We start from the raw sequence: 23,838 nt of genomic DNA on the forward strand, positions 1-23,838 counted from the left end.
CTGCTCCCCTGCCCCCCTGCCCCTCGGCTCCACTAGGAATACTCGGCAAAGGAGCCGTATAAGCAATATTAAATTCGCCGCGATCGAGTTTGGGAATAAACCCTTTAGGAATTAGTGGAATCAGTGCTATTCCTGCAATGAAACTGAGTGCAGCTAACCCGATAACTATCTTCCGGTGATTTAAAGACCAACTCAGCAAGTTTCTGTAAGATTGGGTAAAGGCTACCCAGATTTTTGCTTCCCGACGCGGGGAGAGCGATGATTTCGGTTTCAACCAGTAGATAGCCAGAACTGGAGATAAAGTCCGAGCAACTAGCATAGAAGCAAGCATTGCTGCGGATACAGTGATGCCGAAGGGCTTGAAGAACTGACCGATTACCCCACCCATCAAACCTATAGGTAGAAAAACCGCTACTGCTGTCAAAGTGGCGGCGGTGACTGTCAACCCAATCTCATTTGTAGCTAAAAGCGCTGCTTGGCGAGGAGTTTCTCCATCTTCAACGTGTCGCATGATGTTTTCCACATCGACGATCGCATCATCAACAATGCTACCAATCACCAAAGCTAAAGCCAGCAGGGTGATTGTTTCCAGGTTGAAGCCGAAAATCGCCATGACGATAAATGTCGCCAACAAAGATGTGGGAATCGCCAAGGCAGAAATGAGAGTTGCCCGCCAATTCCATAAAAAAGGAAAAATTACCACTATCGACAACAAGACTGCTTCCAGCAAAGCATCGATTGTTGACTGGGTGGCTTGACGGATATATTCTGCTTGGGTGGCAGCTAAGGTGAGTTTGACATCTTTTAGGGTAGAGCGTAGCCTTTGAACTTCTTTCTCAACTTGATTCACTACTTCCAAGGTATTAGCACTACCGCGTTTTATTACCTGAAATGCAAGTGCATCTTCACCGTTAAACCTGACTAATGTCGCCCCACCTTGGGGGATCGTTGCACTCGCATTCGCTGGATTTACTGGAGGAGTCGCCGTAGCAGCGCCTAGTAGTGAGACTTTTAATACTCCTGGTAATTTAGCGATCGCACTAACAATCTCATCTTGCGCTAACTTCGTCAAATCTTTGAGATTCCGTGTGGGACCCTCTATGGCATAACTAATGGCGGCTGACTCGTTTAGATTCAGAGGAATAATTTTAGAAGTTCCTCCTTGAGGTAGATTCAACTGCTTCAGGGCAGTTTCAACCTTTTTGGTCGATGTTTCTAAATTCGTCCCAACGGCAAAAGAGAGGCTAACAGCAGTTTGACTAGGATAGGTGGATGAGCGGATGTCTTCCAGTCCTTCAAGAGAGCGGAGGCGTTCTTCTAAGGGTTTGGTGAGCTTCGCTTCTGTATCCAGGGCAGTTGTCAGAGGAGCTGTAGCATTTACAACCACCACTGGAAAGGTAATATCTGGAAACAAGGCATATTTAAGGGAACTGAAAGCTAGAACACCAGCTACCATTACGGCAATCCAAAAACTCACCGTCAGCCACGAAAATTGAATCGCCAATTTGGAAATATTGAAGAGTTCTCGTGCGGATTTGGAGTTATGAAGCTTTACCATCTTGGAAAATTATCGTGTGGATGACACAATTATTTAGTCATGCTACAGCAATCATCTTCGGTTTGCGAATTTTGGTTACTACTAAACGGCAATATTACTTATTGTCACTCAGATATAGCAATCCTATTTGATTTGTGAAAATGCGCGGTGTTCAGATCCCCGACTTCTCAAAGAAGTCGGGGATCTAATTGGAAGTCCTTTAAAACTTGAAATTATTGAAAGAGCTAGTGTCTAATTTTTTGCCCATCAACACAATTCTGGTGCCTCAAGGAGCAGAATATAAAGCTGTGTGTCGCGGATTAAGCAGCGTTGCTGCCTCCATCCCAACGGTAGTAGCTATACCTGTTGGGATGAAGCCTTTACTCAAACACCTGCAACAAGGAGAATTTCTGACTCCAAAATCCAGAGTGCTGATTATGGGTATATGTGGCAGCTTGAGCGATCGCTACACAGTTGGTGATATTGTGCTGTATCAAAATTGTATTTATCAGGCGAAGCAGCAAGAATGCGATCGCACTTTTACAGCACAATTGCACTCTTATATATCAGAAAAAGTATCTCTTGTCAAGTCACTGACAAGCGATCGCGTAATTTGGTCTGCGCTCGAAAAACGCCGTTTAGGTGAGACTTTGGCCGCTGATGTTGTTGATATGGAAGGATTTACCGCTTTAGAATTTTTCAATGCGGCTGGGGTGTCTGTGGCAATGCTGCGAGTAGTCAGCGACGATTGTCAGCATAATATCCCCGATCTCACACCAGCAATTAACTCTGATGGCTCTCTAAACCCTTTTATTTTAGCGATCGCAATGCTTCGACAACCTTTTGCCGCTACTCGGTTGATTCGAGGTTCATTAATAGCATTAAAGGTGTTAGAGCAAGTTACAAATCTGCTTTTTTCTGGCTCTAGCAATAAATAATCTGTTGCGTCTTTACAGCCATTTTTAGGTAACATAACCACGCAGTGGGGGCACAGCTTTGCTATCCCCTTACAAAATATAGCAATCCCAAATCATTTGTGAAAATATCTCTTTACTCTCTTTGCATTCTCTGCATCTCTGTCGTTAGTTATAAAAAATGATTTTTCGCCAATAAAATCGAATTTGTATATATTTTTACTCTTACATCACTTGAAGAAAAACTAATAAAAATCAACATGATGTAGGTATTTCTTGTGAAATTGTTTATGGATAAGTTTTACATAAACTTTATCGTTAAACATATAAATAGAAACCTAGATTGGGAAGCATAATATATAACCTCATCAGGGTTGGGTTCCATGAGAGCTAATTGCACTGAATTGTAAATTATAAGTACTCTTTTGCCAGAATAGCTCGGAACTAATTTACCAACTATCGAACAGAATTTATGAAGCTCAATCTATACTCGTTTCTAGCTAGTTTTCCATTACTCAAAAAAAGTTACACCGCTAAAATCATGTTGGTGGCATTTTTGGGTACTCACATACCACTTCTTAGCTTACTCTTAAGTTTCGTCATCTCAAACTCCTATTCTTTAGAGATGGCGATTCGAGTTATGCTTATTGCTCTGTTGGCTACCTTAGCAGGTACAGCCGTCACCCTCTACGCACTACACCACCTCCTCAAACCGATTATTTTGACATCTGCGGCATTGCAAAATTATCTAAACACCAAAATCTTACCTGAATTGCCCACAGAATTTGCTGATGAAGCCGGTACATTGATGGCGGATACTTCACAAACTCTTTACAAATTAGATGAGTTAATTCATTACATCAGTAATTATGACGATCTAACTGGATTGCCCAATCGTGATTTATTTCGCGATCGCCTTTATCAGACTCTATCTCAACCTGAAAACAACCAGCGCTTTGTAACTGTTTTTTTACTAGGTATTGATGATTTCACTGCTATGAGTCATGGATTGGAGCATGAAACAACAAATTTGTTGTTAAGAGCAGTTGCTCAGAGGTTATCACTCTGCATGATACAAACAGATATTCTTGCCCATTTGAGTGGAGATGAATTTGCCATTGCCCGCACAGACATTGTTTCTTTTGAAAGTGTAATTAAGCTATCTCAGATGCTGTTAAGCACCCTGAGCAAACCCTTTTCTATAAAAGGGAACTTGATTCATATCACCGCCAGTATCGGTATCACAATTAATGCAATAAATGAGCGTGATAGCATAGATCAACTTTTGCAGCAGGCTCATATCGCACTGTACGAGGCAAAGCAGCAAGGGCGTAGCAAATACCAATTCTATTCACCGGAAATTAATGCTCAGTTGCAGGAGCGAATAACTTGAGAAAATGAATTATATGGGGCGATTAAGCGCAATGAAATGCTGGTTTATTATCAACCTCTGATTGATTTACATAGCGGACAAATTACAGCTATGGAAGCGTTGGTTCGTTGGCAGCATCCTACATTAGGTTTGGTTTCTCCTGTAAAGTTTATTCCCATTGCTGAAGCTAATGGTTTGATCCTACCGATTGGTGAATGGGTCTTGCGAACTGCTTGTGCCCAAAACCGTGCTTGGCAGCTTGCTGGCTTTAACCCAATTCGGATATCTGTAAATCTGTCAGCTCGACAGTTTGAACTACCGAATCTAGTTGAGGTCGTCAGTCAAATTCTTGAGGAGACTGGACTGCAAGTATCTTACCTGGAATTGGAAGTGACAGAAAGCTTCTTGATGGCTGATATGGAGCGATCAGTTAAAATTTTAAAACAATTACGAGAACTGGGTATATGGTTGGCTCTAGATGACTTCGGTACTGGTTATTCCTCCCTCAACTACTTGAAGCGCTTTCCTGTGAATATGCTCAAGATCGATCGGTCATTTGTACAGGATGTCACGTCCAATCCTGATAGTGCCGCTGTCACTAATGCGATTATTGCCCTAGCAAAAAGCCTGCGATTGAACATCACGGCAGAGGGTGTAGAAACCCAAGAACAGCTTGACTACTTGAAAATGCAAGGATGCGATGAAGGTCAGGGTTACTACTTCAGTTGCCCTGTGCCTGCCGATCTAATTACCCCGATGTTGCAGAAAACTTCTCAGCAGATGGAGACAATTACAGCATAAGTGGATGCCTCAGCCAGAAAATACACCCCTGATAACGTTTCACTTGAATTTTGCTAGAAATGGTTATCAGGGACAGGTTAAGGGGTAGCTATGCTGAAGAAATCCCCATAAATAATCAATTCAAAATTAAATTCAGCCAGCTACAAGGGGTGAGGTTTCTATTTACCTTGGGAGATAAGGATTCTTTTGCGCCACTTGCGGGCGAGGTTTTAAACCTAACTTTTTCCATAAATAAATTTAGGCTTTTGCCGTGAGCGTCATGCGAACGGAGATTTAAACCAATTTGCAATTCACAATGGGCTACGCCCTGCTACGCTAACGCAATTCGCAATTATGTTTTGTAACGGGGATTTAACCCCGACACAAAACCTGCTGCCTGTAGAGGCAGGAGACTTAAACCCCCAAAGTTAGTTAACAAAGACACTGTATTTCTTGCACTTACTTAATAAAATACATATTTTTTGTTTTTCATAAATAAATTTAGTTGCTTTGGGACGATTTTGGCTCCAGAAAAAATTCTTTTCTAAAACCTCCTGCCTTTCTTCGGTGACATGAGCAGAGAAATCCAGGATTAATAAGGCGAATAAAAGGTAATTTATTTTGAAACTGTGGAAAGCTTTGCAACCATGTGAGCACGAGATGAAACCTCAAGCTTGCGAAACATCCTTTTTAAGGCTTGCTTGACAGAGTTTTCAGTAATCCAAAGTTCAGCACTAATTTCTGCATTGGTTTGTCCTTGAGCCACCAAGGAAGCAATTTGCATTTCACGAGGTGTTAAACGCTTTGTCTGTAACAGTGGTTGTTGCAATTGCGCCATTGCTACCCAAGTAGAAATGTGCAGACAAAGCGCACTCAAATCTGTAAGATTTTGTGAATCAAATGCAGGCATTCCTTGCTGACGCGTCAAACCTACTACACCCACTAACTCACCATTGCTGACAATTGGCCCTGCCATGACGTGCCAGTGGTCAGCACGAGGACAAATCAACTTCCATGTTTTAGGTTCTACTACCAAAGCTTCATGAACAGGGGCATGGCGTTCTAGCAAGTAGCGTGCAACTGGATTGTGTTGAGGTGATAAGGCAATTTGCAGTGCTTTTTGAATCTTGCTGTCAACTAAAGAAATTTGGGCAAAGAAAAACAGCCCACATCGTGTAGCTGAAAAATACTCACTCATTTGAGCGGATATGTGCGCTCGCAAAGTCTGTTCATCTTGAGCTTGAGCAATTCCATGAAATAGAGCTTGTAAGGCAACCATGATTGGCAAAGTGTACTCGTTCGAGGTCTAGGCGCGGTATCGCAACCAGACCTATCTTAGCTTTAGTCACACCAAGTCAAATCTTTTGTTTGGTTTTTGGAATTACTTCAGATGACTGTAAATTCTGGCATTGATGACACACAGATATCCGGGCGCTGGATTCAAATCAGTTTTTTGATCGCAGCAGTGCTTTTCAATCTCTGTTTAATAATCCAAATATTCAGTGTTGGACTGGCTTACTTTTACAACTCTGATTGGTGGAATCTCCATATTTGGCTCGTGCGAGGATATGGCGGACTCTCACTAATTTTGTTGATATGGGTGTTTTTGATTCCCTTTCCCCAAAGAATCCGAAACCTTACGGTAAGTATGCCAGTGCTGCTGGGACTGCAATTTCTCACAATTCACTTGCATTTTTTGCCTTTAGCAATATTTCACCCGCTCATCGGCTTTTCCTTATTCTCTATTTCCACAACCTTAGTGCATCGGACATCACACATCGTATTTCCCAACCACAACCAAAACTAAATCGTTGAGAAAACTACAACTTTCAATTCTTTTCGCGCTATTACAGGAGAAATACAAGTGTCTCAATACGCCGATCCATCTGTTATCGTTGATACCCACTGGCTTGCAAATCATCTCAACGATCCAAACATCCGCATTATTGAAGTGGATATGAGTCTAGAGCCGTACAAAAATGCTCACATACCTGGTGCTGTATTCTGGAATATCTTTACAGACTTACTCTTGCCCGATTTGAAGATGAATTTGGATGCGATCGCTTTTGAGAAACTGATGGCACGTTCAAGCATCACCAATGACACCACAGTGATTGCTTATGGCAGTTATCCGGGAACAGGAGCCTGGATTTTCTGGTTGTTGAAAGTCTTTGGTCATGAGAATATACGAGTTCTCAATGGCGGCTACCAGAAATGGAAATCGGAAGGTCGTCCACTAGCAACTGAACTATCTACGTTTGCTTCTACTGATTACCATGCCAGAGGTATTGATGCTGATCTGCGAGTATTACACAATGAAGTTCAGGCATCAATAGGTAGAAGCGATCGCGTGTTGTTGGATGTCCGAACACTGCAAGAATACTGTGGTGAGTGGTTTTTCGATCGGCCACCAAAAGCAGGCGAACGTACTGGACATATTCCTGGTGCAGTTCATCTTGAGCATATCTTAACTCTCAACAAAGATGGAACTTTTAAATCATTCAACGAATTGAAAAGTCTTTATGACAGCAAGGGCATTACGGCTGATAAAGAAGTGTTTCCCTACTGTACTATCGGTGGGCGTTCTGGATATATCTGGTTTGTGTTGAAGTATTTATTGGGCTATCCGAATATTCGGAATTATGATGGCTCTTGGAATGAGTGGAGTCGCTTGCCTGATGTAGCGATCGAGAGGTAGTGAGATAAATCGTTAACGTAACGAAAGAACTCTGCGAATTAAAGAAGGCAATACCCTGCAATGCCAATGCGTCGGCTTACATTGTTAATGCGTCAGCTTACATTAAAAACGCTACGCTTTTTTACGCAAAACTGTACTTAGCTATTACGAGAATTTATCCTGTTTATCCCTTAGTCCTCTAGGAACCGTTTGGAGATGTCATTACTCTTGCTTGCAATATTACCAATAACCACACCTTTACAGACGGACACCACTACCGCCATCAAGATTAAAATCTCTTAACCTTTCGTTACAATAAAAACATCGAGAAGGACAAAAGCAAACCTCTCGAAGCTGAAATCAAAGGTGAGCGACATGAATGGCACAATTCGCGTTGGTAATCTCTTCGGAATTCCCTTCTATATCCATCCGTCATGGTTTTTAGTTCTGGGTTTAGTAACTTGGAGCTATAGCAGTGGACTGGCGGCGCAATTTCCCCAATTGTCTGCGGGATTAGCTTTGCTACTAGGATTGATGACAGCGCTGATGTTATTTGCCTCTGTCGTCGCCCATGAATTAGGCCACAGTTTCGTTGCGATTCGTCAGGGAATTGATGTCAAATCCATTACGCTGTTTATATTTGGCGGTTTAGCAAGCTTAGAAAAAGAATCGAAAACCCCAGGTGAAGCTTTTTGGGTAGCGATCGCCGGGCCAATAGTAAGCTTACTACTATGCGGTATAGCTACAACTATTGGTGTTACTACTGCTGCATCAGGGCCGTTAGCTGCAATTATTGGTGTTCTAGCTTCTGTTAACTTGGCATTAGCCCTGTTCAACCTAATTCCTGGCTTGCCCTTAGATGGGGGTAATATACTGAAATCAATTGTTTGGAAAATTACAGGTAATCCTTATAAAGGTGTAACCTTTGCGAGTCGAGTTGGACAAATCTTTGGTTGGGTAGCGATTCTTTCTGGTGTACTTCCTCTATTATTATTTGGCAACTCCGGTAACTTCTGGAATTTGTTAATTGGCTTCTTCTTGTTGCAAAATGCTGGTAATTCGGCTCAATTTGCCAGAGTGCAAGAAAAACTCACAGGTTTGACAGCTGAAGATGCTGTAACTCATGACAGCCCGATTGTATCTGCTAATCTTACCTTGAGAGAGTTTGCCGATGAGCGAGTTATAAGTGGACAAAACTGGCATCGGTTCTTAGTGACTGATGATGATGGACAATTAGTAGGTGCGATCGCAGTTGATAATTTAAGAACCATCCCCACAGCACTGTGGTCAGAAACTCAAGTTAAAGAAGTCATGCGACCAATTACTGAATCTACCACAGTCCAATCAGATCAACCTCTGCTGGAAGTCATGCAGTTACTCGAACAGCAAAAACTATCTGTGCTTCCAGTGATTCGCAAGAATGGCGTCCTAGTTGGAATCTTAGAAAAAGCTGCAATTATCCAGCTACTTCAAGGCCGAACCCAACCTAACCCTGCATGAAGACGCAATTCATCGCGTCTATGAAAAAACGGTAAACCCTTGTAGAGATGCGATTTGTCGTGTCTCTACATTTTTATCGTCAAAATTTTGGCGTTGCATAATTAATAGATGAACTGTCCATATTGTGCATCTAACCTTAGCCGTAAGAACGGGCATCGTCATGGTAAACAAAACTACATCTGTAGCGATTGCGACGTGCGTTTTGCCCCGTTTTACTAACGCCAATTTCTAGAATCATATTCAAAACGCGGATACAACGACGAAATTAAACAACAATGTCTAACCATGTACGTGAATGGCATTGGTTTGAGCGCCATTGAGCGGCTGACTGGAGTCAATGATAATACGGTAAGAAATTGGGTTAAAGAAGTTGCTCCCAAATTCCCAGATGCGCCTGAACATTCAGATTGACAAGTTTTGCTTTGTGCAGAGATAGTACCTTGTTGCGCTTCTTTTTGTTACTTGGGCTTGGGCGCTGTTGAGGTTTACACGTTTTTGGTTTCAGGTTTGCCAAGAAACTTGTAGAGACACCTTAGCACAGCAGGGTATACAGTCCGATTTCGCATTTTTACCAAAAATTTTGGGCTTAACTCAACGGTATTGCTATATTAGCCGTTGAACTCAAGTTAGCTGTGCATTATAGAAAATAGAAAATTCTGATGAGAATTTACCATAAAACAAAGCCCACTTACACATCACAGTGTCAAGTGGACTTGTTAACTATTTTTAGTGGATCCGAGCAGAGTCGAACTGCTGTCCAAATTGGGTATTGACCCCCCGCTCATTCACAGGTTTAGCCTTTCTGACCCTCAAGGCGGGAATCGTTCATTATCCCGAACGTAGGATGCTCTGATTTAATCTTAGCCAGCAAGCCAACCAGAGAACGCTTGCTAGAGCATCCGTTGGGGTTTGGTCTTCAGTCCTTAACGGAGTCAAACCGAAGACGCTCGAACCTGTAAGAGGTGTTTTAGGCTGCTACTAGAGCATCCTTACGAGCAAAGTTAACGATGTTATTCGCATTTACTTTTTGTTTGAGCCTTTGATTTCCGAGAGGAGACTCACTCTCGACCTGAATCACAGAGCAGCGTTCGCCAACCTGTCGAAACCGTGACGGACCCATGCACTTCATACTTCAATTATAATACGCAATTCTTGAAATGTGTTAATGGACAAAAATTTTTGCTTTATATTGAAAATCCCAAATACTAAAATAGCCAATTGCTAATTTTAAGATAATTAGCAATTGGCTATATATTACAACGCACTACAAATAAATAATTAGCTATACCTTAAGTTAGTGCTTCAGCACCGCCCACAACTTCAAGGAGTTCTTGGGTAATTGCAGCTTGTCGGGCTTTGTTGTAAGACAGCGTGAGGGTGTTAATCAGTTCACCAGCATTTTCACTGGCATTACTCATGGCTGTCATCCGGGCTGCTAGTTCGCTAGCTGCCGATTCTTGTAGCGCCCGCAATAACTGGTTACTCAGATATAGGGGCAACAGAGAATCGAGAATCTGCACGGGATCTTGCTCGAAAATCATGTCAGGAGCCAAGGTGCGGACTTGGTTAGTGACTTTCTCCCGTTCGACTTCAAATTTACCGCCACGGGTTGTCAAGCGGAAGATTTCATCATCGCCTGCTTCTAGACCTTGTGGATCGAGGGGCAGTAAGGTTTGGATCACAGGACGCGAGCTAACCAAGGAAAGGAATCTGGTATAGATTAATTCGATGCGGTCAACTTCTTCCGAAAGGAACAAGGAAAGTAGTTGATCGGCAATCTGATTGGCTTCTGCTGCGGTGGGAATTTGCTCTAAGCCGCTGTAGGTGGCATCAATTGGCTGATTGCGGCGTTGAAAGTACTGCGTAGCTTTGCGTCCGACGAGTACAAATTGATAGTCTAAACCTTCTGCCTGAATTTCTTTGGCGCGGTTTTCTGCACGACGGATAACGTTATTATTGTAGCCGCCGCATAAACCGCGATCGCCTGAAATTACCAACAACCCAACTGACTTAACTTGGCGTTTTTTCAGTAGTGGTAGGTTTGCTTCTTCAAAGCGCAGACGGCTTTGCAAACCATACAATACTTGTGCCAAGCGATCGGCAAAGGGGCGAGTTGCTAGTACTTGTTCTTGCGCCCGACGTACTCTAGCCGCAGCTACAAGACGCATGGCTTCTGTGATTTTTTTGGTGTTTTTGACCGACTGAATGCGATCGCGTATTGCTTTTAAATTGGCCATAACTGTAAGTTCTGAGTCCTGAGTTCTGAGTCCTGAGTGGTAGAAAGTGCTGAATGCCAAGCTTTATAGGAATTGGAAATGTGAGAATTTGTAAGCATCATGCTCATATATCTTCACTCTTGACTCCTCTTCTCACTCAGCACTCAGCACGGGCTTAACGCCCCGCTACCGCTAACAGCACTCTATTACGCTGTAGCTTTGAAGGTCTTCTTGTATTCGGTAAGTGCTTCCTTCAAGGCAGCTTCTTCTGCATCACCTAGTGCTTTAGATGCTTGTACTCCTTGGGCATACTGGGTTTTTCCAGTCTTTAAGAACTCACGTAGACCTGCTGTAAAGCTAGTTACTTGACTTACAGCTATATCATCTAAATAGCCGTTGATACCAGCGTATAAAATTGCTACTTGCTCGTATACCGAGAGTGGCGAATTTTGTGGCTGCTTGAGGAGTTCGCGCAACCGTTGACCCCGTGCCAACTGGTCTTGAGTGGCTTTATCTAAGTCAGAAGCAAATTGTGCGAAGGCTTGCAGGTCGTCAAATTGGGCTAATTCCAATTTAATCTTACCGGCAACTTTTTTCATTGCCTTGGTTTGAGCGGCAGAACCCACGCGGGATACTGAAATACCGGGGTTTACAGCCGGACGGATACCAGCGTTAAACAAGTCAGAAGAGAGGAATATCTGACCATCGGTAATAGAAATTACATTGGTGGGGATGTATGCTGAAACGTCACCAGCTTGGGTTTCGATAATTGGTAAGGCGGTCATACTGCCTTTACCTAATTCGTCACTTAGCTTTGCGGCTCTTTCTAACAAGCGGGAGTGGATGTAGAATACATCTCCGGGGTACGCTTCGCGTCCGGGTGGACGACGTAGCAGTAGGGACATTTGGCGATAAGCTTGGGCTTGCTTGGAGAGGTCATCATAAATTACCAGGGTAGCTTTGCCTTTGTACATGAAGTACTCAGCAATAGTTGCGCCTGTGTAGGGAGCGAGGTATTGCAGGGTAGCTGGTTCACTGGCACTAGCGGCGACGACGACGGTGTAATCCATCGCGCCTTTTTCTTGCAATGTTTGCACCACGTTAGCAACTGTGGAAGCCTTTTGACCGATCGCAACGTAGACACAAATTACATCTTCTTGTTTCTGGTTGATGATGGTGTCGATCGCGATCGCAGTTTTACCAGTTTGGCGATCGCCAATAATCAATTCCCGTTGACCGCGACCAATAGGAATCATTGAGTCAATAGCTGTAATACCCGTTTGCATGGGTTCGTGTACAGACCGACGGGCAATGATACCGGGTGCTGGAGATTCAATCAAACGGCTTTCTGGGGACTTGATGTCTCCCTTCCCATCGATAGGACGACCCAAGGCATCTACAACTCGGCCAATTAAGGCTTCTCCTACTGGTATCTGGGCAATTCTACCAGTGGCAGTTACAGAACTACCTTCTTGAATTTCCAGCCCTTCACCCATCAGCACCGCGCCCACGTTGTCTTCTTCTAAGTTCTGGGCGATGCCAATTGTGCCATCTTCAAATTCCAAAAGTTCCCCAGACATAGCCTTTTCCAGACCATAAATCCGGGCAATACCGTCACCAACTTGGAGAACAGTACCAACGTTAGCAACTTTGACCTCTTGATCGTATTGCTCGATTTGTTGTTGGATAATGCTGCTAATTTCGTCAGGTCTAATTGATATGCTCATGTGTCTATCTTTTTGCTTTCGAGACGGAAAAATTAATTCAGTTAGGAGTTAAGAATTAAAGATGCCAAAATTACAAGTTAAAAGTCAAAATAAATTACTATTTACTTAACTCCTAACTACTAACTCCTGTACAGACGCGATTAATCGCGTCTCTCTAACTCCTAACTTTCTAACTATTAGTTAGGCGCAATGAAAGGCGGCGCAACTGACCCCGGATACTAGCGTCAATTACCTGCGAACCTACTTTAATGATCACACCACCAATTAACTCGCTGTCTACCCTGGTTTCTAGTTCTACCTGACGAGCATTAGAGATGGCGATGACCTTTTGAATGATTGCCTGCTGTTGAGCTTCTGTGAGGGGAACGGCTGAAATTACTTCCGCTAATACGGTTTGATTCAGCTGCCGCAACAGCGCCAGATATTGTTGAAAAATCTCTTCCAAGAATGCAATGCGCCGTTTATCTACCAATATCAGCAAAAAATTGCGTAAGTAGGAGTTAGCGCCTTCACCGAGTATTTGTTTGATGAGAGATTTTTTGTTCTCAGACTGAATAAACGGGTTGCTGAAGAAGTTGTATAGCTGTTTGTCTGCCCTGAGTAGTCCCAGGAAAGTACGCGCATCTTCCCCAAACTCTTCTGTCAAATTTTTCGATTGCGCTATTGACAAAAGTGCCTGTGCATAAGGTTGGGCTACTTCGGCTGCCGCTACCTGACTTGTCATACATTGCCTCCCAGTTGTGCGATGCTGCGGTCAATTAAACCTTGTTGAGCATCGTCAGCAATCCCGCTTTTGAGTTGCGATTCGACTTTTTGCAATGCTAGTGTAGCTACCCGTTGCCGCAGTTGAGCAATCGCTCGATCAGTTTCGGTGTTTAAATCTGCTGCTGCTGTTTGTTTCAAGCGTTCTACGTCTTGCACTGCCTTCGCTAACAAGGCTTCTTTTGTCTTTTGGGCGTTTTCGGTAGCAGATTGGCGGATGCGTTCTGCTTCTGCCTGAGATTGTTTCAACTGTTCTTGCGCTTGGGAAAGGGCAGTCTTTGCCTCTTTTAAGCGCCCTTCTGCTTCCTGAATTGCGGTGGCAATATTGGATTGTCGCTCGTTCAGGATATTGCTTAAAACTTTACGTCCGAAGTAGAATAATATGCCAATCAGAATCGCTAGATTAATTAGATTGGTTTCAAAAATGTCTAGGTTTAGACCGAAACCACCTTCTGCTGCGCCTTCTGCCAATTCAGAGTGAACAGCGTTCGCTTCTGCGGCAAGTAATAAGAATGTCCCCATGATACCCATTTACAAGTGCGCTGCTCGCTTGCTAATATGTTGTATTTTCCCGAAGGGAAATTAAGTATTTTTTCCCCGAAGGGAAATTAAGTATCTTTCCCGAAGGAAATTTAAGTATCTTTTCCCCAGAAGGGGAAAAAGTGCCTTTTTCGACACTTAATTAAGCGCTCTGGACTAGGGGCCAGCTGCGCGTATGCTTTCACAGAACCAGTCTAGTTAGTTTATCTAACTGGAGTTGGCCCCAATAGTTTTTCTAGAATCTGCCTGCTTAGAGCATCAACTTGTTGCTCTAAGGTGCGAAAAGCTTCCTGCTTTTGTTGTTCTATTTCAACAGCAGCTTGTTCTCGTTGAGTCTGAGCTTCCTTTTGGGCCTCAGCTATTTTCTCGGCAGTAATTTTCTTAGCTTCTAGTTGAGCTGCTTCTACAGTAGCTTGCGATTGTTTGCGAGCGTCTGCGAGTTGCTGCTCATATTCGGTAGCCAAGCGCTCGGCTTTAGCCAAGCTCTCCCGCGCTTCCAAGGTATTCGTTCGGATATAATTATCGCGATCGTCTAGTACCTTGGTCAGTGGCTTATAGAAAATTGCATTCAACAAAGCTGCTAATAGCAGGAATTGCAATGCCATGAAGGGCAAGGTAGCATCGAAATCAAACATTTGTCTCCTCTTTGGCTGGAGTAGCAGTTTTCCTGGCTAGCAACATCATCCAACCTTTCATATTTTAGAGACCCATAGCCAATAAGGGTCAACTGAACATTAGAACTTCTATTTAAGATACCCAAAAAATTTCGATTGTAGAGGCGTGATGGTTCACGTCTCCACACTCACAAAAACTTTAAGGTATTAGCCGAAAGGATTAGCAAACAGCAATACCAGGGCAATTACTAGACCATAGATAGTCAAAGATTCCATGAATGCCAAGGTTAATAGCAGAGTACCGCGAATTTTTCCTTCTGCTTCAGGTTGACGAGCAATACCTTCTACTGCTTGTCCAGCAGCGTTTCCTTGACCAATACCAGGGCCAATTGCAGCTAAACCAATCGCTAAAGCAGCAGCGAGAACTGAAGCAGCCTGAACTAATGGATCCATGTTGATTTTCCTTGCTTTGATTACAAAACTAACAAAAAGTACGTTAACGATTAGAAACGTGGTTTTCACGCTGCACCGGGTTCTTTAAATCGCGCTTTGCGATGTTTTGAGCGAACATGCTCTGGGAACTGTGCTATCAACTGAGAAGTTTAATGCTCCTCATGTTCATCTCCGCCATGCCCCTCCATTGCCTCATGAATGTATGCTCCGGCTAGAGTGGCAAAAACCAGGGCTTGAATGGCACTGGTAAATAAACCCAAGGCCATTACAGGCAGAGGTACAAATAAAGGAACTAGCAGCACCAATACCGCTACTACCAATTCATCCGCCAAAATATTACCAAATAGACGGAAGCTTAGGGAGAGGGGCTTGGTGAAATCTTCTAAAATTGCGATCGGCAACAAAACAGGTGTTGGCTCTATATATTTCTTAAAGTAGCCTAAACCCCGTTTGCTAAAACCTGCGTAAAAGTACGCTAAAGAGGTCAGCAGTGCTAATGCAACAGTCGTATTGATGTCATTAGTGGGAGCTGCCAATTCACCTGAAGGTAGCTTGATGAGCTTCCAGGGAATTAACGCACCTGACCAGTTCGATACGAAAATAAACAAGAATAGTGTGCCAATAAATGGCACCCAAGGGCGGTACTCTTTCTCACCAAGTTGGTTTTTTGCCAAATCACGAATAAATTCTAGGGCGTATTCCATCAAATTTTGGATGCCCTTGGGAATTCTTTGTGCGTTGCGAGTAGCAGCTATTGAAGCCACTACTAGAATACTAATCACAAACCATGAGGTGAGAAAAACTTGCCCATGAATTTTAAGATTGCCCAACTGCCAGTAGAAATGATGACCTACTTCTAATTCGGCGAGGGGAAAAGAATTAAAGGCGTTTAAGACACTAAGCATTTGCATTCTTCAAGCATTTTCCCCAACGAGCGAGGATGGGATTACTATCTTTGTGAGCCTGACTTTTTAAGAATCAGGAATGAACGCAATTTGCACCATATAGACGAGGAGCGTGGCTTTGTAAGTTAGAAATCCCAAAAAAATGGGCAGAATCTGTAGCTCACGCCATTGAGTTGCCACGATCATCACTCCCATAAACAGAGCAAAACGAGTTTTGCTCAGACTGGTTTTCTCACTACCAAGCTGCTCAACATCTCTAGCCAACATTTTTAAGTAAACCACACCTGTACACGCCCCAATTAAATAATTGAGGGCAATGTTTAAGGAATAAAAAATCCACACAGAGATAAAAATAACCCCCGTCAAGACAAGCGTGATTACCAACAATCGCTGGAAGAGTTGATAGAACTCTTGCATGGAGTTACCTGATTCTGTATCTTCAGAACCAGTTTTAGCATCTTGTTGCGTTGTCGGAGTGGGCGCAATTGATTCGTCAGACAAGCTCACGGGACTTGAAACCAGTACAGTTAAATATGATGACTGCACATTCAGTCAGCTGAATCATATCACGATGCGGTAACAATACTTTAGGAAAAAACAATTAACTTCTTGTCAACATTCAGAGAGTAAGTACCGACAGACTAAAGCCTACAGCACTTTTACTAAGTTCGTCGAGGTGTACTTGGTGAAAAAGTAAGGGTTTTATAAGATATTGATAAATAGGGGGCAGGCAAGATGCCCGCCCCACAAGAGTTTTGGGTTGAATATACCTTTCGATTAAATTATCTTGGCAGTCCGCAGACCGAACAGCAAACCTACAGCTAAACCAAAGAATAAACCCAAGAAGACGACATAAGATATAATTGCAAACATTTATTGCTCTCCAGAATACTTCCTAAATCTATTGAATCATTAGTTGTTGGGTATTGGGCATGGGGCAAAACAGTTCTGAGTTCCGAAGTGCTGAGTAGGGAATCTCACTTCTTTACTCAGGACTCAGGACTCAGCACTCAGCACTCCTGAAGGGCATTGGACATGGGGGTAGAGGAGAAATAGTTACTGCAACTTCTCCCCCTGCTTCCCTGGTTCTTACTAATCCCCAATCCCCAATTCCCTATGCCCATTTCCTAGATTGCGATACAATACAGCCCACGGGCGCTTGTTTGGGGTTGGGCAATGACTTCTGTAATTAATGTAAATCTACCAGAGCAGTCTTATGAGATTGCGATCGCACCTTCAAGTTTAGACCAACTGGGTCAACAGATGGCCAATCTCCATCTGGGCAAGAAAGTTTTGCTGGTTTCTAATCCGACGATTTTTAAGCATTTTGGGGAAAGAGCAATTACATCCCTGACATCTGCTGGATTTGAAGTTGCTAGCTGCACTCTACCACCTGGTGAACGCTACAAAACCCTCAATTCCATCCAAAAACTCTACGATGTAGCTTTGGAGAACCGCCTAGAACGTTCTTCTACTATGATAGCTTTGGGCGGAGGTGTAGTTGGGGATATGACTGGCTTTGCAGCCGCAACTTGGCTGCGCGGTATTAATGTTGTCCAAGTGCCTACCTCTTTGTTGGCGATGGTAGATTCAGCAATTGGTGGCAAAACTGGCGTGAATCATCCCCACGGTAAAAACTTAATTGGGGCATTCCATCAACCGCGCTTGGTTTTGATTGACCCAGATGTGTTAAAAACTCTACCTATGCGTGAGTTTCGAGCAGGGATGGCAGAAGTTATCAAGTACGGTGTGATTTGGGATGCCGAATTGTTTACCCAGTTGGAAGCAAGTAAACGCCTCGACCAACTCCGCTATGTCAAACCCGATCTAATAACAAACATATTAACGCGCTCTTGTCAAGCTAAAGCTGATGTTGTCGGCAAAGATGAGAAAGAAGGCGGATTACGCGCAATTCTCAATTATGGACACACCATCGGTCATACAGTAGAAAGTTTGACTGGTTATCGTTTAGTAAATCATGGCGAAGCGGTGGCTATTGGTATGGTAGCAGCCGGTCAAATTGCTGTGGATTTGGGACTATGGCACAAGGAAGACACAGAACGTCAAAATGCTTTAATTCAAAAAGCGGGTTTACCTACTCAGTTACCAGATGGGGTAGATATTGAAGCAATTATTGAGGCGTTGCAGTTAGATAAGAAAGTCCAAGCTGGGAAGGTGCGGTTTGTTTTACCAACAGAGATTGGTGTAGTAACAATTACCGATGAAGTGCCATCGGATATTATTCGGCAAGTGTTGCGAAGAATGTGAACAATTTGAAGAATAATTCAGGATTCAGGATTCAGGAGTCAGAATAAAACTTAGTTGCTCTGTCCTTTAATTACGAATTACGAATTAATGAGCCATGATACTCCAAGCCAAGAATCAATTAACCTTGCAAGAGTTCTTGAATCTTCCACCAGGCGAGGGAGATATTACCTACGAACTTGTTGATGGTCAAGCAATTCCTAAAATGTCACCAAAATTTTTTCATGCAAAACTTACCCGTGTCCTTCTCAATTCGATTGAGCAATCGTGTGAGGGAAAAGGAGAAGTTTGCCCTGAATGGTCTGTTGCATTGACCCGTCGGGGGCAAGATTGGATGCCAATTCCAGATATTTTGTATATTTCTTATGAACGTTTACCTGCAAACTGGGATGAAAACGAAGCTTGTCCTGTTCCTCCTGATTTGGTGATTGAGATTATTTCGCCGGGACAAACCTTTGGACAAATGGCGGCTAAAGCCAAAGACTATTTAGATGCTAAGGTACTGCGGGTGTGGGTATTAGATAGCAAGGCCAGAAGCATTACTGTTTTTTATCCAGATGCAGCACCACAAACTTATATGGGAGAAGAATTACTTACAGATTCTTTATTTGAAGGACTGCAATTTACTGTTGAGCAGGTGTTTCAAAGGGCGAAAATACCATTAACTACTGAATAGCACTTTACATCTAGCACAATTCTCTTGCTTTCAACATCCATCGAAATTTCAAGTGACGGAAGGTTTGTCTAACTTTAACAAGTTGCTTGAGAACTTGTTTGGTTAATTCAGATGGTAATAGTTTAGCTGATTAATTCACCCATTTGTAGGAGGTAATTACCAAGGAAATAAGTATACTTTGTTTATAATCAGACCAACACAATATGGTTTGAGCCTGAATTCACGCAACAAATGTATTAATCATGTTAAATATAATATTCACCGGATGTATAAAAATAAAACCATTGGTGGTTTCAACAGCTTTTTTACTGGTTGTACAGACTTGTGCCAATGCTGAACAAGCAGTTCCTAGTTTGACGCCAGCACAAGCTCAACATTTATCCCGTGACTTGGTTCCATATAATTCTCAAAACTTTTTTAGACAAGGAAAAGATTCAATTGAGAGAGAAATTCAAATTCTTAATCAAAGGCAACAGCGCCTAATTAAACCTATTCTTAAGATGGATTTAGTACCGCAAAGCAAAAAACCACATACTCAGCAAAAATCTCAACGTTTTATCTAAGTAAAAATCATCACTCTTCTACAGCTTTTTATCGTCCTGTTAATTCTTGATCTGTAGTACATAACCTACATCTCCAGGCATCAGAATTACTATGTTCTGTTTTTGGATAACAGAGGTTTTCTATTGTCAATAAACGCAATATAAATTTACAATTTCAATCATCTAGCAAACTCATCAACGCTTGAATTTCAACGTCTTGCTCTTGCGGCTCTGATAATTGAGACTGTAGCTGTAATAATTGACTCTGCAATTCTTCTGCTACATGAAGCATCTCAGACTCTTGTGCAATTTTTAGCTGACTTTCTTTAATTTTGATTTGTTTAAGCAAGTTATTTTCAACATGAATTGAGTTGTAATGTTGAGCAATCATAGCTTTACATTTATTATCAATCTATGGAGTGCAATTAAATTTTCTCCCTATGTATTATTCCATACTTTTGTCATTTTTTAAATATGTTGATGATTTAATCTTGATGTTCATAGTTTTTAGCCCGTTCTATTCTTCTCAAAATTTTGGGAATATTGAATTAAAGACTTCCAGTGAAAAAACATCCCATGTAGGGGCGTACATCTGTGCATTGGTGTCAACTTAAGCTGAAATCTCCTGAATGCATGAGTTTTACCCTTATACCATTTCACTTTAAGGTTGATACATTATAGTAATAGTATTTGATTTTAACTGACGATTTTCCGGCTAATTGCCTCTCCAATTTCCATCAGTGTCTTTTCCTCTTTGGCAGTAAATTCGTAGGAAACCGACTTGGCAATGCCCAAAGTACCATACAATCGGCCATTCAGCATTAGCGGCACTGTAATGGAGCCTTGTACCTTCGTTTCTTTTGCTGAGGGTCTAGCCACTCCTGATTTATCGGTTTGCAGGTTGCAAATCTGTACGGGTCGCTTGCGTTCGGCGGCGATACCGGCCATTCCTTTACCAATAGGAATTACCGTCATTTTAGGCAAAAGCAATTCTGGAATGCCTTGGTAAGCCTTTAGGTGCAATAACTGGCTATCTCGGTCTAAGGTATGGATGCTACCTGTAGAACAGTCGAAAGCGGCCAGGATTTCAGTCAGCAGTCGGTTCCAGTCGATGGCAGACTCTTCGTCAGTCAGGATATTAAAAATGGTTTTGGTATCTGAAGTCATAGTCGCAGGAAATAAAGTTTGATCGTAAACGCGGAAAATAATTAGGAAAATTCATTTAGCATAGCCAATCTCCCCTTTCCACATCCTGTGAAAAGTCAGGGGAATTCATGGGGCGATCGCACCTGGAGAGGTCTGTTGTCTCCATAATATAAATACAGGGCGTGTGATAATTAGAGGTTTTATGTCCCTAACACTTGAAGACTTGGAACAAATGCAGCAACAGCATCCTGACTTTCGTATGGAACTAGTCAAGGGTAATATTATTGTTATGAGTCCATCAGGATACGAATCAGATGAAGTTGCAGCTGAAATGGTAGCTCAGTTACGTAACTGGGTTAGACCGCGCAAACTGGGACGAACAGCAGCTTCTAGCGCTGGTTTCAGGTTGCCTAATTCAGATTTGCGCGCACCCGACGCCTCATTTGTTTTAGCTGAACGCTTGCGTCGCAGTCCGAAATCTTTTGCTCAATTGGCTCCCGATTTGACTGTAGAGGTGAAGTCCCCTAGCGATAATTTAGAAGAACTGAGAGCCAAAATTCAAGAATTTTTGAGTTTGGGAACTAAGGTAGGAATTTTGCTCAATCCAGATGAGCGGATTGTTGAAGTTTACAACTTTGGACAAGAGCCAATAATACTTCGTGATGGCGATATTTTAACAGTTCCCGAACTGCTCCCAGGATGGGAAGTACCAATTGCAGATTTGTGGCCTCTAGAGTTTGACTAGGATAGTGGTAAAAAACCCTACAGACATAGATGGATGGAACTAGAAGTTTATGCGATCGCTTTCAGTACGGATAGCAAAATTTTGATTAGTGGCGGTAAGGATAAAATTATCAATATTTGGCAACTACCATTGTGATTTAGTCTCTCATCAACTGAGGGACGGTAGAATATACCTAATTTTCGTAGCTTCAAAAGCCAAACTATGACGATGCATTCCACACTCCAACGTGCATTTACTAACCGCCACGTCCTGAAAGTGATCAGCGGCTTGAATAACTTCGACGCCACTAGCGTTGCTGCTACTGTTAAAGCTGCTGAATTTGGCGGTGCTACTTTTGTTGATATTGCCGCCGATCCAACTTTAGTCCAGCTAGCTAAAAGTTTGACAAATTTACCAATTTGTGTTTCAGCAGTAGAGCCAGATAAATTTGTGCAAGCAGTGGCAGCTGGTGCTGATTTAATTGAAATCGGGAATTTCGATTCCTTCTATGCTCAAGGACGCCGCTTTGAGGCTGTGGAAGTACTAGCGCTGACTAAGCAAACCCGCGCTCTCCTTCCAGAAATCACCCTATCTGTCACCGTTCCTCATATCCTGGAACTAGATCAACAGGTACAGCTAGCAGAAGAATTGGTGAAAGCTGGAGCAGATATTATCCAAACCGAAGGCGGTACTAGCAGTAACCCAGTTCACCCCGGAACTCTAGGATTAATTGAAAAAGCTGCCCCCACCTTGGCAGCAGCTTTTGAGATTTCTCGTGTGGTGTCAGTGCCAGTATTGTGTGCTTCAGGCATTTCTAACGTTACTGCACCATTAGCGATCGCGGCTGGTGCTGCTGGTGTTGGTGTTGGTTCCGCCATCAACCAACTCAATAGCGAAGTCGCAATGATTGCTGCTGTGCGCGGCTTAGTAGAAGCCTTAGCGACTGCAAGAGTGTTGACTGAGAAGTAAGAACTAGGGAGTGAGCATTGGGCATTGGTTATTAATTACTCTCCTCTGCCCCTTTGCCCCTCTGCTTCCCTCACCCTAAACAATCTTTCAACGCATAAATCACTTGGTCTTGCTGCTGTTGGGTTAGTTCTGGGAACATAGGCAAGGATATAACCTCATAGCAAGCTTGCTCTGCTATTGGTAAGTCCCCAATTTCATAGCCCAGACTTTGATAAACTGGCTGCAAATGTAAAGGGTGGGGGTAGTAAATCATTGAACTCACGCCCTGTTCTTGCAATTGAGTACGCACCCAATCTCGATATTTGGCACTAGAACCATTGCGCCCTTCGCCGGATATGCGAATAGTGTATTGATTCCATACCCCAATACCCCCAGGTAATTCTTGGGGCGGGACAATCCCCGGAACTTGGCTAAGGTAGTGGTAGTAATAATTGGCGATATCTCGGCGGCGATCGTTCCAAATATCTAAATAACGTAGCTTAATCTGCAAAATGGCTGCTTGGAGAGCATCCAATCGGCTATTTACACCGATTTCTTCGTGTAAATATCGAATTTTACTACCATGATCTCGTAGGATTCGCAGTTTAGTGGCGATGGCTGGATCGTTAGTCGTTATTGCTCCACCATCACCGCAACCACCAAGATTTTTGGTAGGGTAGAAACTAAAGCAACCAATATGTCCAATACTTCCTACTTTTTGATCGGCCCAAATTGCCCCTGTAGACTGAGCGCAATCTTCAATTATTGACAAATTGTGAGACTGAGCGATTGCCATTAATGATGTCATATCCACAGGTTGTCCAAATAGATGAACCGGGATAATCGCTTTAGTCTTGGGTGTAATCGCCGCTGCGACTTGCTCCACATCTAAATTAAACGTAGTCGCGTCAATATCAACGAAAACAGGCTTTGCACCCACGGCGCTAATCACTTCAGATGTCGCAATAAAGGTAAAAGGCGTTGTAATCACTTCATCGCCTGCACCAATGTCCAAGACTCGTAACGCTAAGTAGAGCGCATCAGTACCAGAATTACAAGCCACACATTCAGTAACAGTATTATAAGCTGCAAACTGTTGTTCAAAGCCTTCGACTAAGGGGCCGCCGATATAGCGACCAGAAGCCAAAACCTCTAAGACAGCTGCACTTACTTCTGCTTCGATAGTGGTGTATTGCTGTTTGATATCAAAGGCAGGGATGGGATTTACACTTTGGATCATGAGTTCTCATTTTATCGGGAGATACAAAGGATGCACTTCGACAGTCAATTTTTGCTGATTGAATTGTTAATCAAAGAGGAGCTACTAAAAGACTATCGCCCAAGATACGCATCTATTAGGGTTTTTACTTAAATTGTGGTGCGGCAAATCACCGCACATTTAATTTACAGATAATAGGCATACTAGTACCGCAAAGCGGAAGTTAAAAGTCAAAAGTCAAAAGTCAAAAGATTTGTATTCCAAGCTCTTGCGGCATTTGAAATGGTGAGGCAGTCCGGTCTTGGGGGTTCCCCCCATGAG

The 23,838-nt window shown here is 42.9% G+C and carries 25 protein-coding genes, 1 other RNA gene and 1 pseudogene; 12 read left to right on the top strand and 15 right to left on the bottom strand.

The genetic code is table 11. From position 1 onward, the window contains the following. Nucleotides 1-1,558, bottom strand: a 1,558-nt coding sequence (locus ACFE93_RS27060; RefSeq protein ID WP_375477965.1) for an efflux RND transporter permease subunit, incomplete at its 3' end; no start/stop codon positions are given. Nucleotides 1,559-1,785: 227 nt separating this feature from the next. Between ACFE93_RS27060 and ACFE93_RS27065 the strand changes: the two genes are divergently transcribed. Further along, nucleotides 1,786-2,475 carry a phosphorylase gene (locus tag ACFE93_RS27065; protein WP_375477967.1) on the top strand — a complete coding sequence of 230 codons (690 nt, stop codon included), beginning with the start codon at nt 1,786-1,788 and terminating at the stop codon, nt 2,473-2,475. A 448-nt stretch (nt 2,476-2,923) separates the two neighbouring features. Continuing rightward, nucleotides 2,924-4,624, top strand: a pseudogene (locus ACFE93_RS27070) (putative bifunctional diguanylate cyclase/phosphodiesterase). 595 nt (nt 4,625-5,219) lie between these two features. Here ACFE93_RS27070 and ACFE93_RS27075 read toward each other — a convergent pair. Further along, nucleotides 5,220-5,882, bottom strand: coding sequence for a LuxR C-terminal-related transcriptional regulator (locus tag ACFE93_RS27075; RefSeq protein ID WP_375477969.1), 663 nt, complete (start codon nt 5,880-5,882; stop codon nt 5,220-5,222). A gap of 111 nt (nt 5,883-5,993) precedes the next feature. Between ACFE93_RS27075 and ACFE93_RS27080 the strand changes: the two genes are divergently transcribed. The 4 genes from ACFE93_RS27080 (at nt 5,994) to ACFE93_RS27095 (ending at nt 9,191) form a co-directional block, all read left to right on the top strand. Continuing rightward, entirely contained in the window at nt 5,994-6,410 is a 417-nt protein-coding gene (locus ACFE93_RS27080) for a DUF6220 domain-containing protein (RefSeq protein ID WP_375477971.1), read from the top strand. A 57-nt stretch (nt 6,411-6,467) separates the two neighbouring features. Beyond that, nucleotides 6,468-7,301, top strand: a complete 834-nt coding sequence (locus ACFE93_RS27085) for a sulfurtransferase (protein ID WP_375477973.1) — start codon at nt 6,468-6,470, stop codon at nt 7,299-7,301. Between the two features lie 354 nt (nt 7,302-7,655). Next, nucleotides 7,656-8,780: a site-2 protease family protein gene (locus tag ACFE93_RS27090; RefSeq protein WP_375477975.1), complete on the top strand. Its 1,125-nt coding sequence runs from the start codon at nt 7,656-7,658 to the stop codon at nt 8,778-8,780. Between the two features lie 285 nt (nt 8,781-9,065). Then, nucleotides 9,066-9,191, top strand: a complete 126-nt coding sequence (locus ACFE93_RS27095) for a hypothetical protein (protein ID WP_375477977.1) — start codon at nt 9,066-9,068, stop codon at nt 9,189-9,191. 316 nt (nt 9,192-9,507) lie between these two features. Here the strand turns inward: ACFE93_RS27095 and ssrA are convergent. The 10 genes from ssrA to petL form a co-directional block, all read right to left on the bottom strand. Further along, nucleotides 9,508-9,898, bottom strand: a transfer-messenger RNA (tmRNA) gene (gene ssrA, locus ACFE93_RS27100). 171 nt (nt 9,899-10,069) lie between these two features. Next, entirely contained in the window at nt 10,070-11,017 is a 948-nt protein-coding gene (locus tag ACFE93_RS27105) for a F0F1 ATP synthase subunit gamma (RefSeq protein ID WP_375477979.1), read from the bottom strand. A 185-nt stretch (nt 11,018-11,202) separates the two neighbouring features. Next, nucleotides 11,203-12,723: a F0F1 ATP synthase subunit alpha gene (atpA, locus tag ACFE93_RS27110; protein WP_375477981.1), complete on the bottom strand. Its 1,521-nt coding sequence runs from the start codon at nt 12,721-12,723 to the stop codon at nt 11,203-11,205. A 169-nt stretch (nt 12,724-12,892) separates the two neighbouring features. Beyond that, on the bottom strand, nt 12,893-13,447 hold the full coding sequence (atpH, locus tag ACFE93_RS27115) for an ATP synthase F1 subunit delta (RefSeq protein ID WP_375477983.1): 555 nt from the start codon (nt 13,445-13,447) through the stop codon (nt 12,893-12,895). Beyond that, the gene (locus ACFE93_RS27120; RefSeq protein ID WP_292781176.1) at nt 13,444-14,016 is read right to left on the bottom strand and encodes a F0F1 ATP synthase subunit B; all 573 of its coding nucleotides are present in this window, start codon (nt 14,014-14,016) and stop codon (nt 13,444-13,446) included. Before ACFE93_RS27120 ends, atpH begins: the two co-directional genes overlap by 4 nt. A gap of 212 nt (nt 14,017-14,228) precedes the next feature. Continuing rightward, complete coding sequence (locus tag ACFE93_RS27125) at nt 14,229-14,660, bottom strand: F0F1 ATP synthase subunit B' (protein ID WP_104907880.1); 432 nt, start codon at nt 14,658-14,660, stop codon at nt 14,229-14,231. A gap of 186 nt (nt 14,661-14,846) precedes the next feature. Then, a complete protein-coding gene (gene atpE, locus ACFE93_RS27130) occupies nt 14,847-15,092 on the bottom strand; it encodes an ATP synthase F0 subunit C (protein WP_012411162.1) in 246 nt (81 codons plus the stop codon). A gap of 149 nt (nt 15,093-15,241) precedes the next feature. Then, the gene (atpB, locus tag ACFE93_RS27135) at nt 15,242-16,003 is read right to left on the bottom strand and encodes a F0F1 ATP synthase subunit A (protein ID WP_175586935.1); all 762 of its coding nucleotides are present in this window, start codon (nt 16,001-16,003) and stop codon (nt 15,242-15,244) included. A 60-nt stretch (nt 16,004-16,063) separates the two neighbouring features. After that, on the bottom strand, nt 16,064-16,504 hold the full coding sequence (locus ACFE93_RS27140) for an ATP synthase subunit I (RefSeq protein ID WP_292781172.1): 441 nt from the start codon (nt 16,502-16,504) through the stop codon (nt 16,064-16,066). Between the two features lie 270 nt (nt 16,505-16,774). Further along, nucleotides 16,775-16,870: a cytochrome b6-f complex subunit PetL gene (gene petL / locus ACFE93_RS27145; RefSeq protein WP_375477988.1), complete on the bottom strand. Its 96-nt coding sequence runs from the start codon at nt 16,868-16,870 to the stop codon at nt 16,775-16,777. A 303-nt stretch (nt 16,871-17,173) separates the two neighbouring features. On the opposite strand from petL, the gene aroB reads away from it, so the two are divergent. The 3 genes from aroB (at nt 17,174) to ACFE93_RS27160 (ending at nt 19,501) form a co-directional block, all read left to right on the top strand. Then, nucleotides 17,174-18,265, top strand: a complete 1,092-nt coding sequence (gene aroB / locus ACFE93_RS27150) for a 3-dehydroquinate synthase (protein ID WP_375477990.1) — start codon at nt 17,174-17,176, stop codon at nt 18,263-18,265. Between the two features lie 94 nt (nt 18,266-18,359). Next, nucleotides 18,360-18,938, top strand: a complete 579-nt coding sequence (locus tag ACFE93_RS27155) for a Uma2 family endonuclease (protein ID WP_375477992.1) — start codon at nt 18,360-18,362, stop codon at nt 18,936-18,938. A gap of 242 nt (nt 18,939-19,180) precedes the next feature. Beyond that, entirely contained in the window at nt 19,181-19,501 is a 321-nt protein-coding gene (locus ACFE93_RS27160) for a hypothetical protein (RefSeq protein WP_375477994.1), read from the top strand. Between the two features lie 154 nt (nt 19,502-19,655). Here ACFE93_RS27160 and ACFE93_RS27165 read toward each other — a convergent pair whose 3' ends face one another. Together ACFE93_RS27165 and ACFE93_RS27170 are read right to left on the bottom strand one after the other, a co-directional pair. After that, nucleotides 19,656-19,871, bottom strand: a complete 216-nt coding sequence (locus ACFE93_RS27165; RefSeq protein WP_375477996.1) for a hypothetical protein — start codon at nt 19,869-19,871, stop codon at nt 19,656-19,658. 305 nt (nt 19,872-20,176) lie between these two features. Next, complete coding sequence (locus tag ACFE93_RS27170) at nt 20,177-20,647, bottom strand: GAF domain-containing protein (RefSeq protein WP_375477998.1); 471 nt, start codon at nt 20,645-20,647, stop codon at nt 20,177-20,179. A gap of 181 nt (nt 20,648-20,828) precedes the next feature. On the opposite strand from ACFE93_RS27170, the gene ACFE93_RS27175 reads away from it, so the two are divergent. The 3 genes from ACFE93_RS27175 to ACFE93_RS27185 all read left to right on the top strand — a co-directional run bounded on the left by ACFE93_RS27175 (nt 20,829) and on the right by ACFE93_RS27185 (nt 22,319). Next, nucleotides 20,829-21,371: a Uma2 family endonuclease gene (locus ACFE93_RS27175; RefSeq protein WP_375478000.1), complete on the top strand. Its 543-nt coding sequence runs from the start codon at nt 20,829-20,831 to the stop codon at nt 21,369-21,371. A gap of 33 nt (nt 21,372-21,404) precedes the next feature. Beyond that, nucleotides 21,405-21,506 carry a hypothetical protein gene (locus ACFE93_RS27180; protein ID WP_375478002.1) on the top strand — a complete coding sequence of 34 codons (102 nt, stop codon included), beginning with the start codon at nt 21,405-21,407 and terminating at the stop codon, nt 21,504-21,506. 66 nt (nt 21,507-21,572) lie between these two features. Continuing rightward, on the top strand, nt 21,573-22,319 hold the full coding sequence (locus ACFE93_RS27185) for a DUF561 domain-containing protein (RefSeq protein ID WP_375478004.1): 747 nt from the start codon (nt 21,573-21,575) through the stop codon (nt 22,317-22,319). Between the two features lie 70 nt (nt 22,320-22,389). On the opposite strand, the gene ACFE93_RS27190 is transcribed toward ACFE93_RS27185, so the two are convergent. Further along, nucleotides 22,390-23,538, bottom strand: a complete 1,149-nt coding sequence (locus ACFE93_RS27190) for a DegT/DnrJ/EryC1/StrS family aminotransferase (RefSeq protein WP_375478006.1) — start codon at nt 23,536-23,538, stop codon at nt 22,390-22,392. Between the last annotated feature and the right edge of the window lie 300 nt (nt 23,539-23,838).

This window comes from uncultured Nostoc sp. (assembly GCF_964247315.1).
In the GTDB taxonomy this organism is placed as follows: domain Bacteria; phylum Cyanobacteriota; class Cyanobacteriia; order Cyanobacteriales; family Nostocaceae; genus Nostoc.

Bases quoted from the DNA above. Each gene is read 5' to 3' on its own strand.
- ACFE93_RS27075 (WP_375477969.1), bottom strand. From the start codon at position 5,882: ATGGTTGCCTTACAAGCTCTATTTCATGGAATTGCTCAAGCTCAAGAT.
- ACFE93_RS27160 (WP_375477994.1), top strand. From the start codon at position 19,181: ATGTTAAATATAATATTCACCGGATGTATAAAAATAAAACCATTGGTG.
- atpA (WP_375477981.1), bottom strand. From the start codon at position 12,723: ATGAGCATATCAATTAGACCTGACGAAATTAGCAGCATTATCCAACAA.
- aroB (WP_375477990.1), top strand. From the start codon at position 17,174: ATGACTTCTGTAATTAATGTAAATCTACCAGAGCAGTCTTATGAGATT.
- atpE (WP_012411162.1), bottom strand. From the start codon at position 15,092: ATGGATCCATTAGTTCAGGCTGCTTCAGTTCTCGCTGCTGCTTTAGCG.
- ACFE93_RS27105 (WP_375477979.1), bottom strand. From the start codon at position 11,017: ATGGCCAATTTAAAAGCAATACGCGATCGCATTCAGTCGGTCAAAAAC.
- ACFE93_RS27080 (WP_375477971.1), top strand. From the start codon at position 5,994: ATGACTGTAAATTCTGGCATTGATGACACACAGATATCCGGGCGCTGG.
- ACFE93_RS27185 (WP_375478004.1), top strand. From the start codon at position 21,573: ATGACGATGCATTCCACACTCCAACGTGCATTTACTAACCGCCACGTC.
- ACFE93_RS27180 (WP_375478002.1), top strand. From the start codon at position 21,405: ATGGAACTAGAAGTTTATGCGATCGCTTTCAGTACGGATAGCAAAATT.
- ACFE93_RS27165 (WP_375477996.1), bottom strand. From the start codon at position 19,871: ATGATTGCTCAACATTACAACTCAATTCATGTTGAAAATAACTTGCTT.
- ACFE93_RS27090 (WP_375477975.1), top strand. From the start codon at position 7,656: ATGAATGGCACAATTCGCGTTGGTAATCTCTTCGGAATTCCCTTCTAT.
- petL (WP_375477988.1), bottom strand. From the start codon at position 16,870: ATGTTTGCAATTATATCTTATGTCGTCTTCTTGGGTTTATTCTTTGGT.
- ACFE93_RS27095 (WP_375477977.1), top strand. From the start codon at position 9,066: ATGTACGTGAATGGCATTGGTTTGAGCGCCATTGAGCGGCTGACTGGA.
- atpH (WP_375477983.1), bottom strand. From the start codon at position 13,447: ATGACAAGTCAGGTAGCGGCAGCCGAAGTAGCCCAACCTTATGCACAG.
- ACFE93_RS27155 (WP_375477992.1), top strand. From the start codon at position 18,360: ATGATACTCCAAGCCAAGAATCAATTAACCTTGCAAGAGTTCTTGAAT.
- ACFE93_RS27120 (WP_292781176.1), bottom strand. From the start codon at position 14,016: ATGGGTATCATGGGGACATTCTTATTACTTGCCGCAGAAGCGAACGCT.
- ACFE93_RS27175 (WP_375478000.1), top strand. From the start codon at position 20,829: ATGTCCCTAACACTTGAAGACTTGGAACAAATGCAGCAACAGCATCCT.
- atpB (WP_175586935.1), bottom strand. From the start codon at position 16,003: ATGCAAATGCTTAGTGTCTTAAACGCCTTTAATTCTTTTCCCCTCGCC.
- ACFE93_RS27125 (WP_104907880.1), bottom strand. From the start codon at position 14,660: ATGTTTGATTTCGATGCTACCTTGCCCTTCATGGCATTGCAATTCCTG.
- ACFE93_RS27190 (WP_375478006.1), bottom strand. From the start codon at position 23,538: ATGATCCAAAGTGTAAATCCCATCCCTGCCTTTGATATCAAACAGCAA.
- ACFE93_RS27170 (WP_375477998.1), bottom strand. From the start codon at position 20,647: ATGACTTCAGATACCAAAACCATTTTTAATATCCTGACTGACGAAGAG.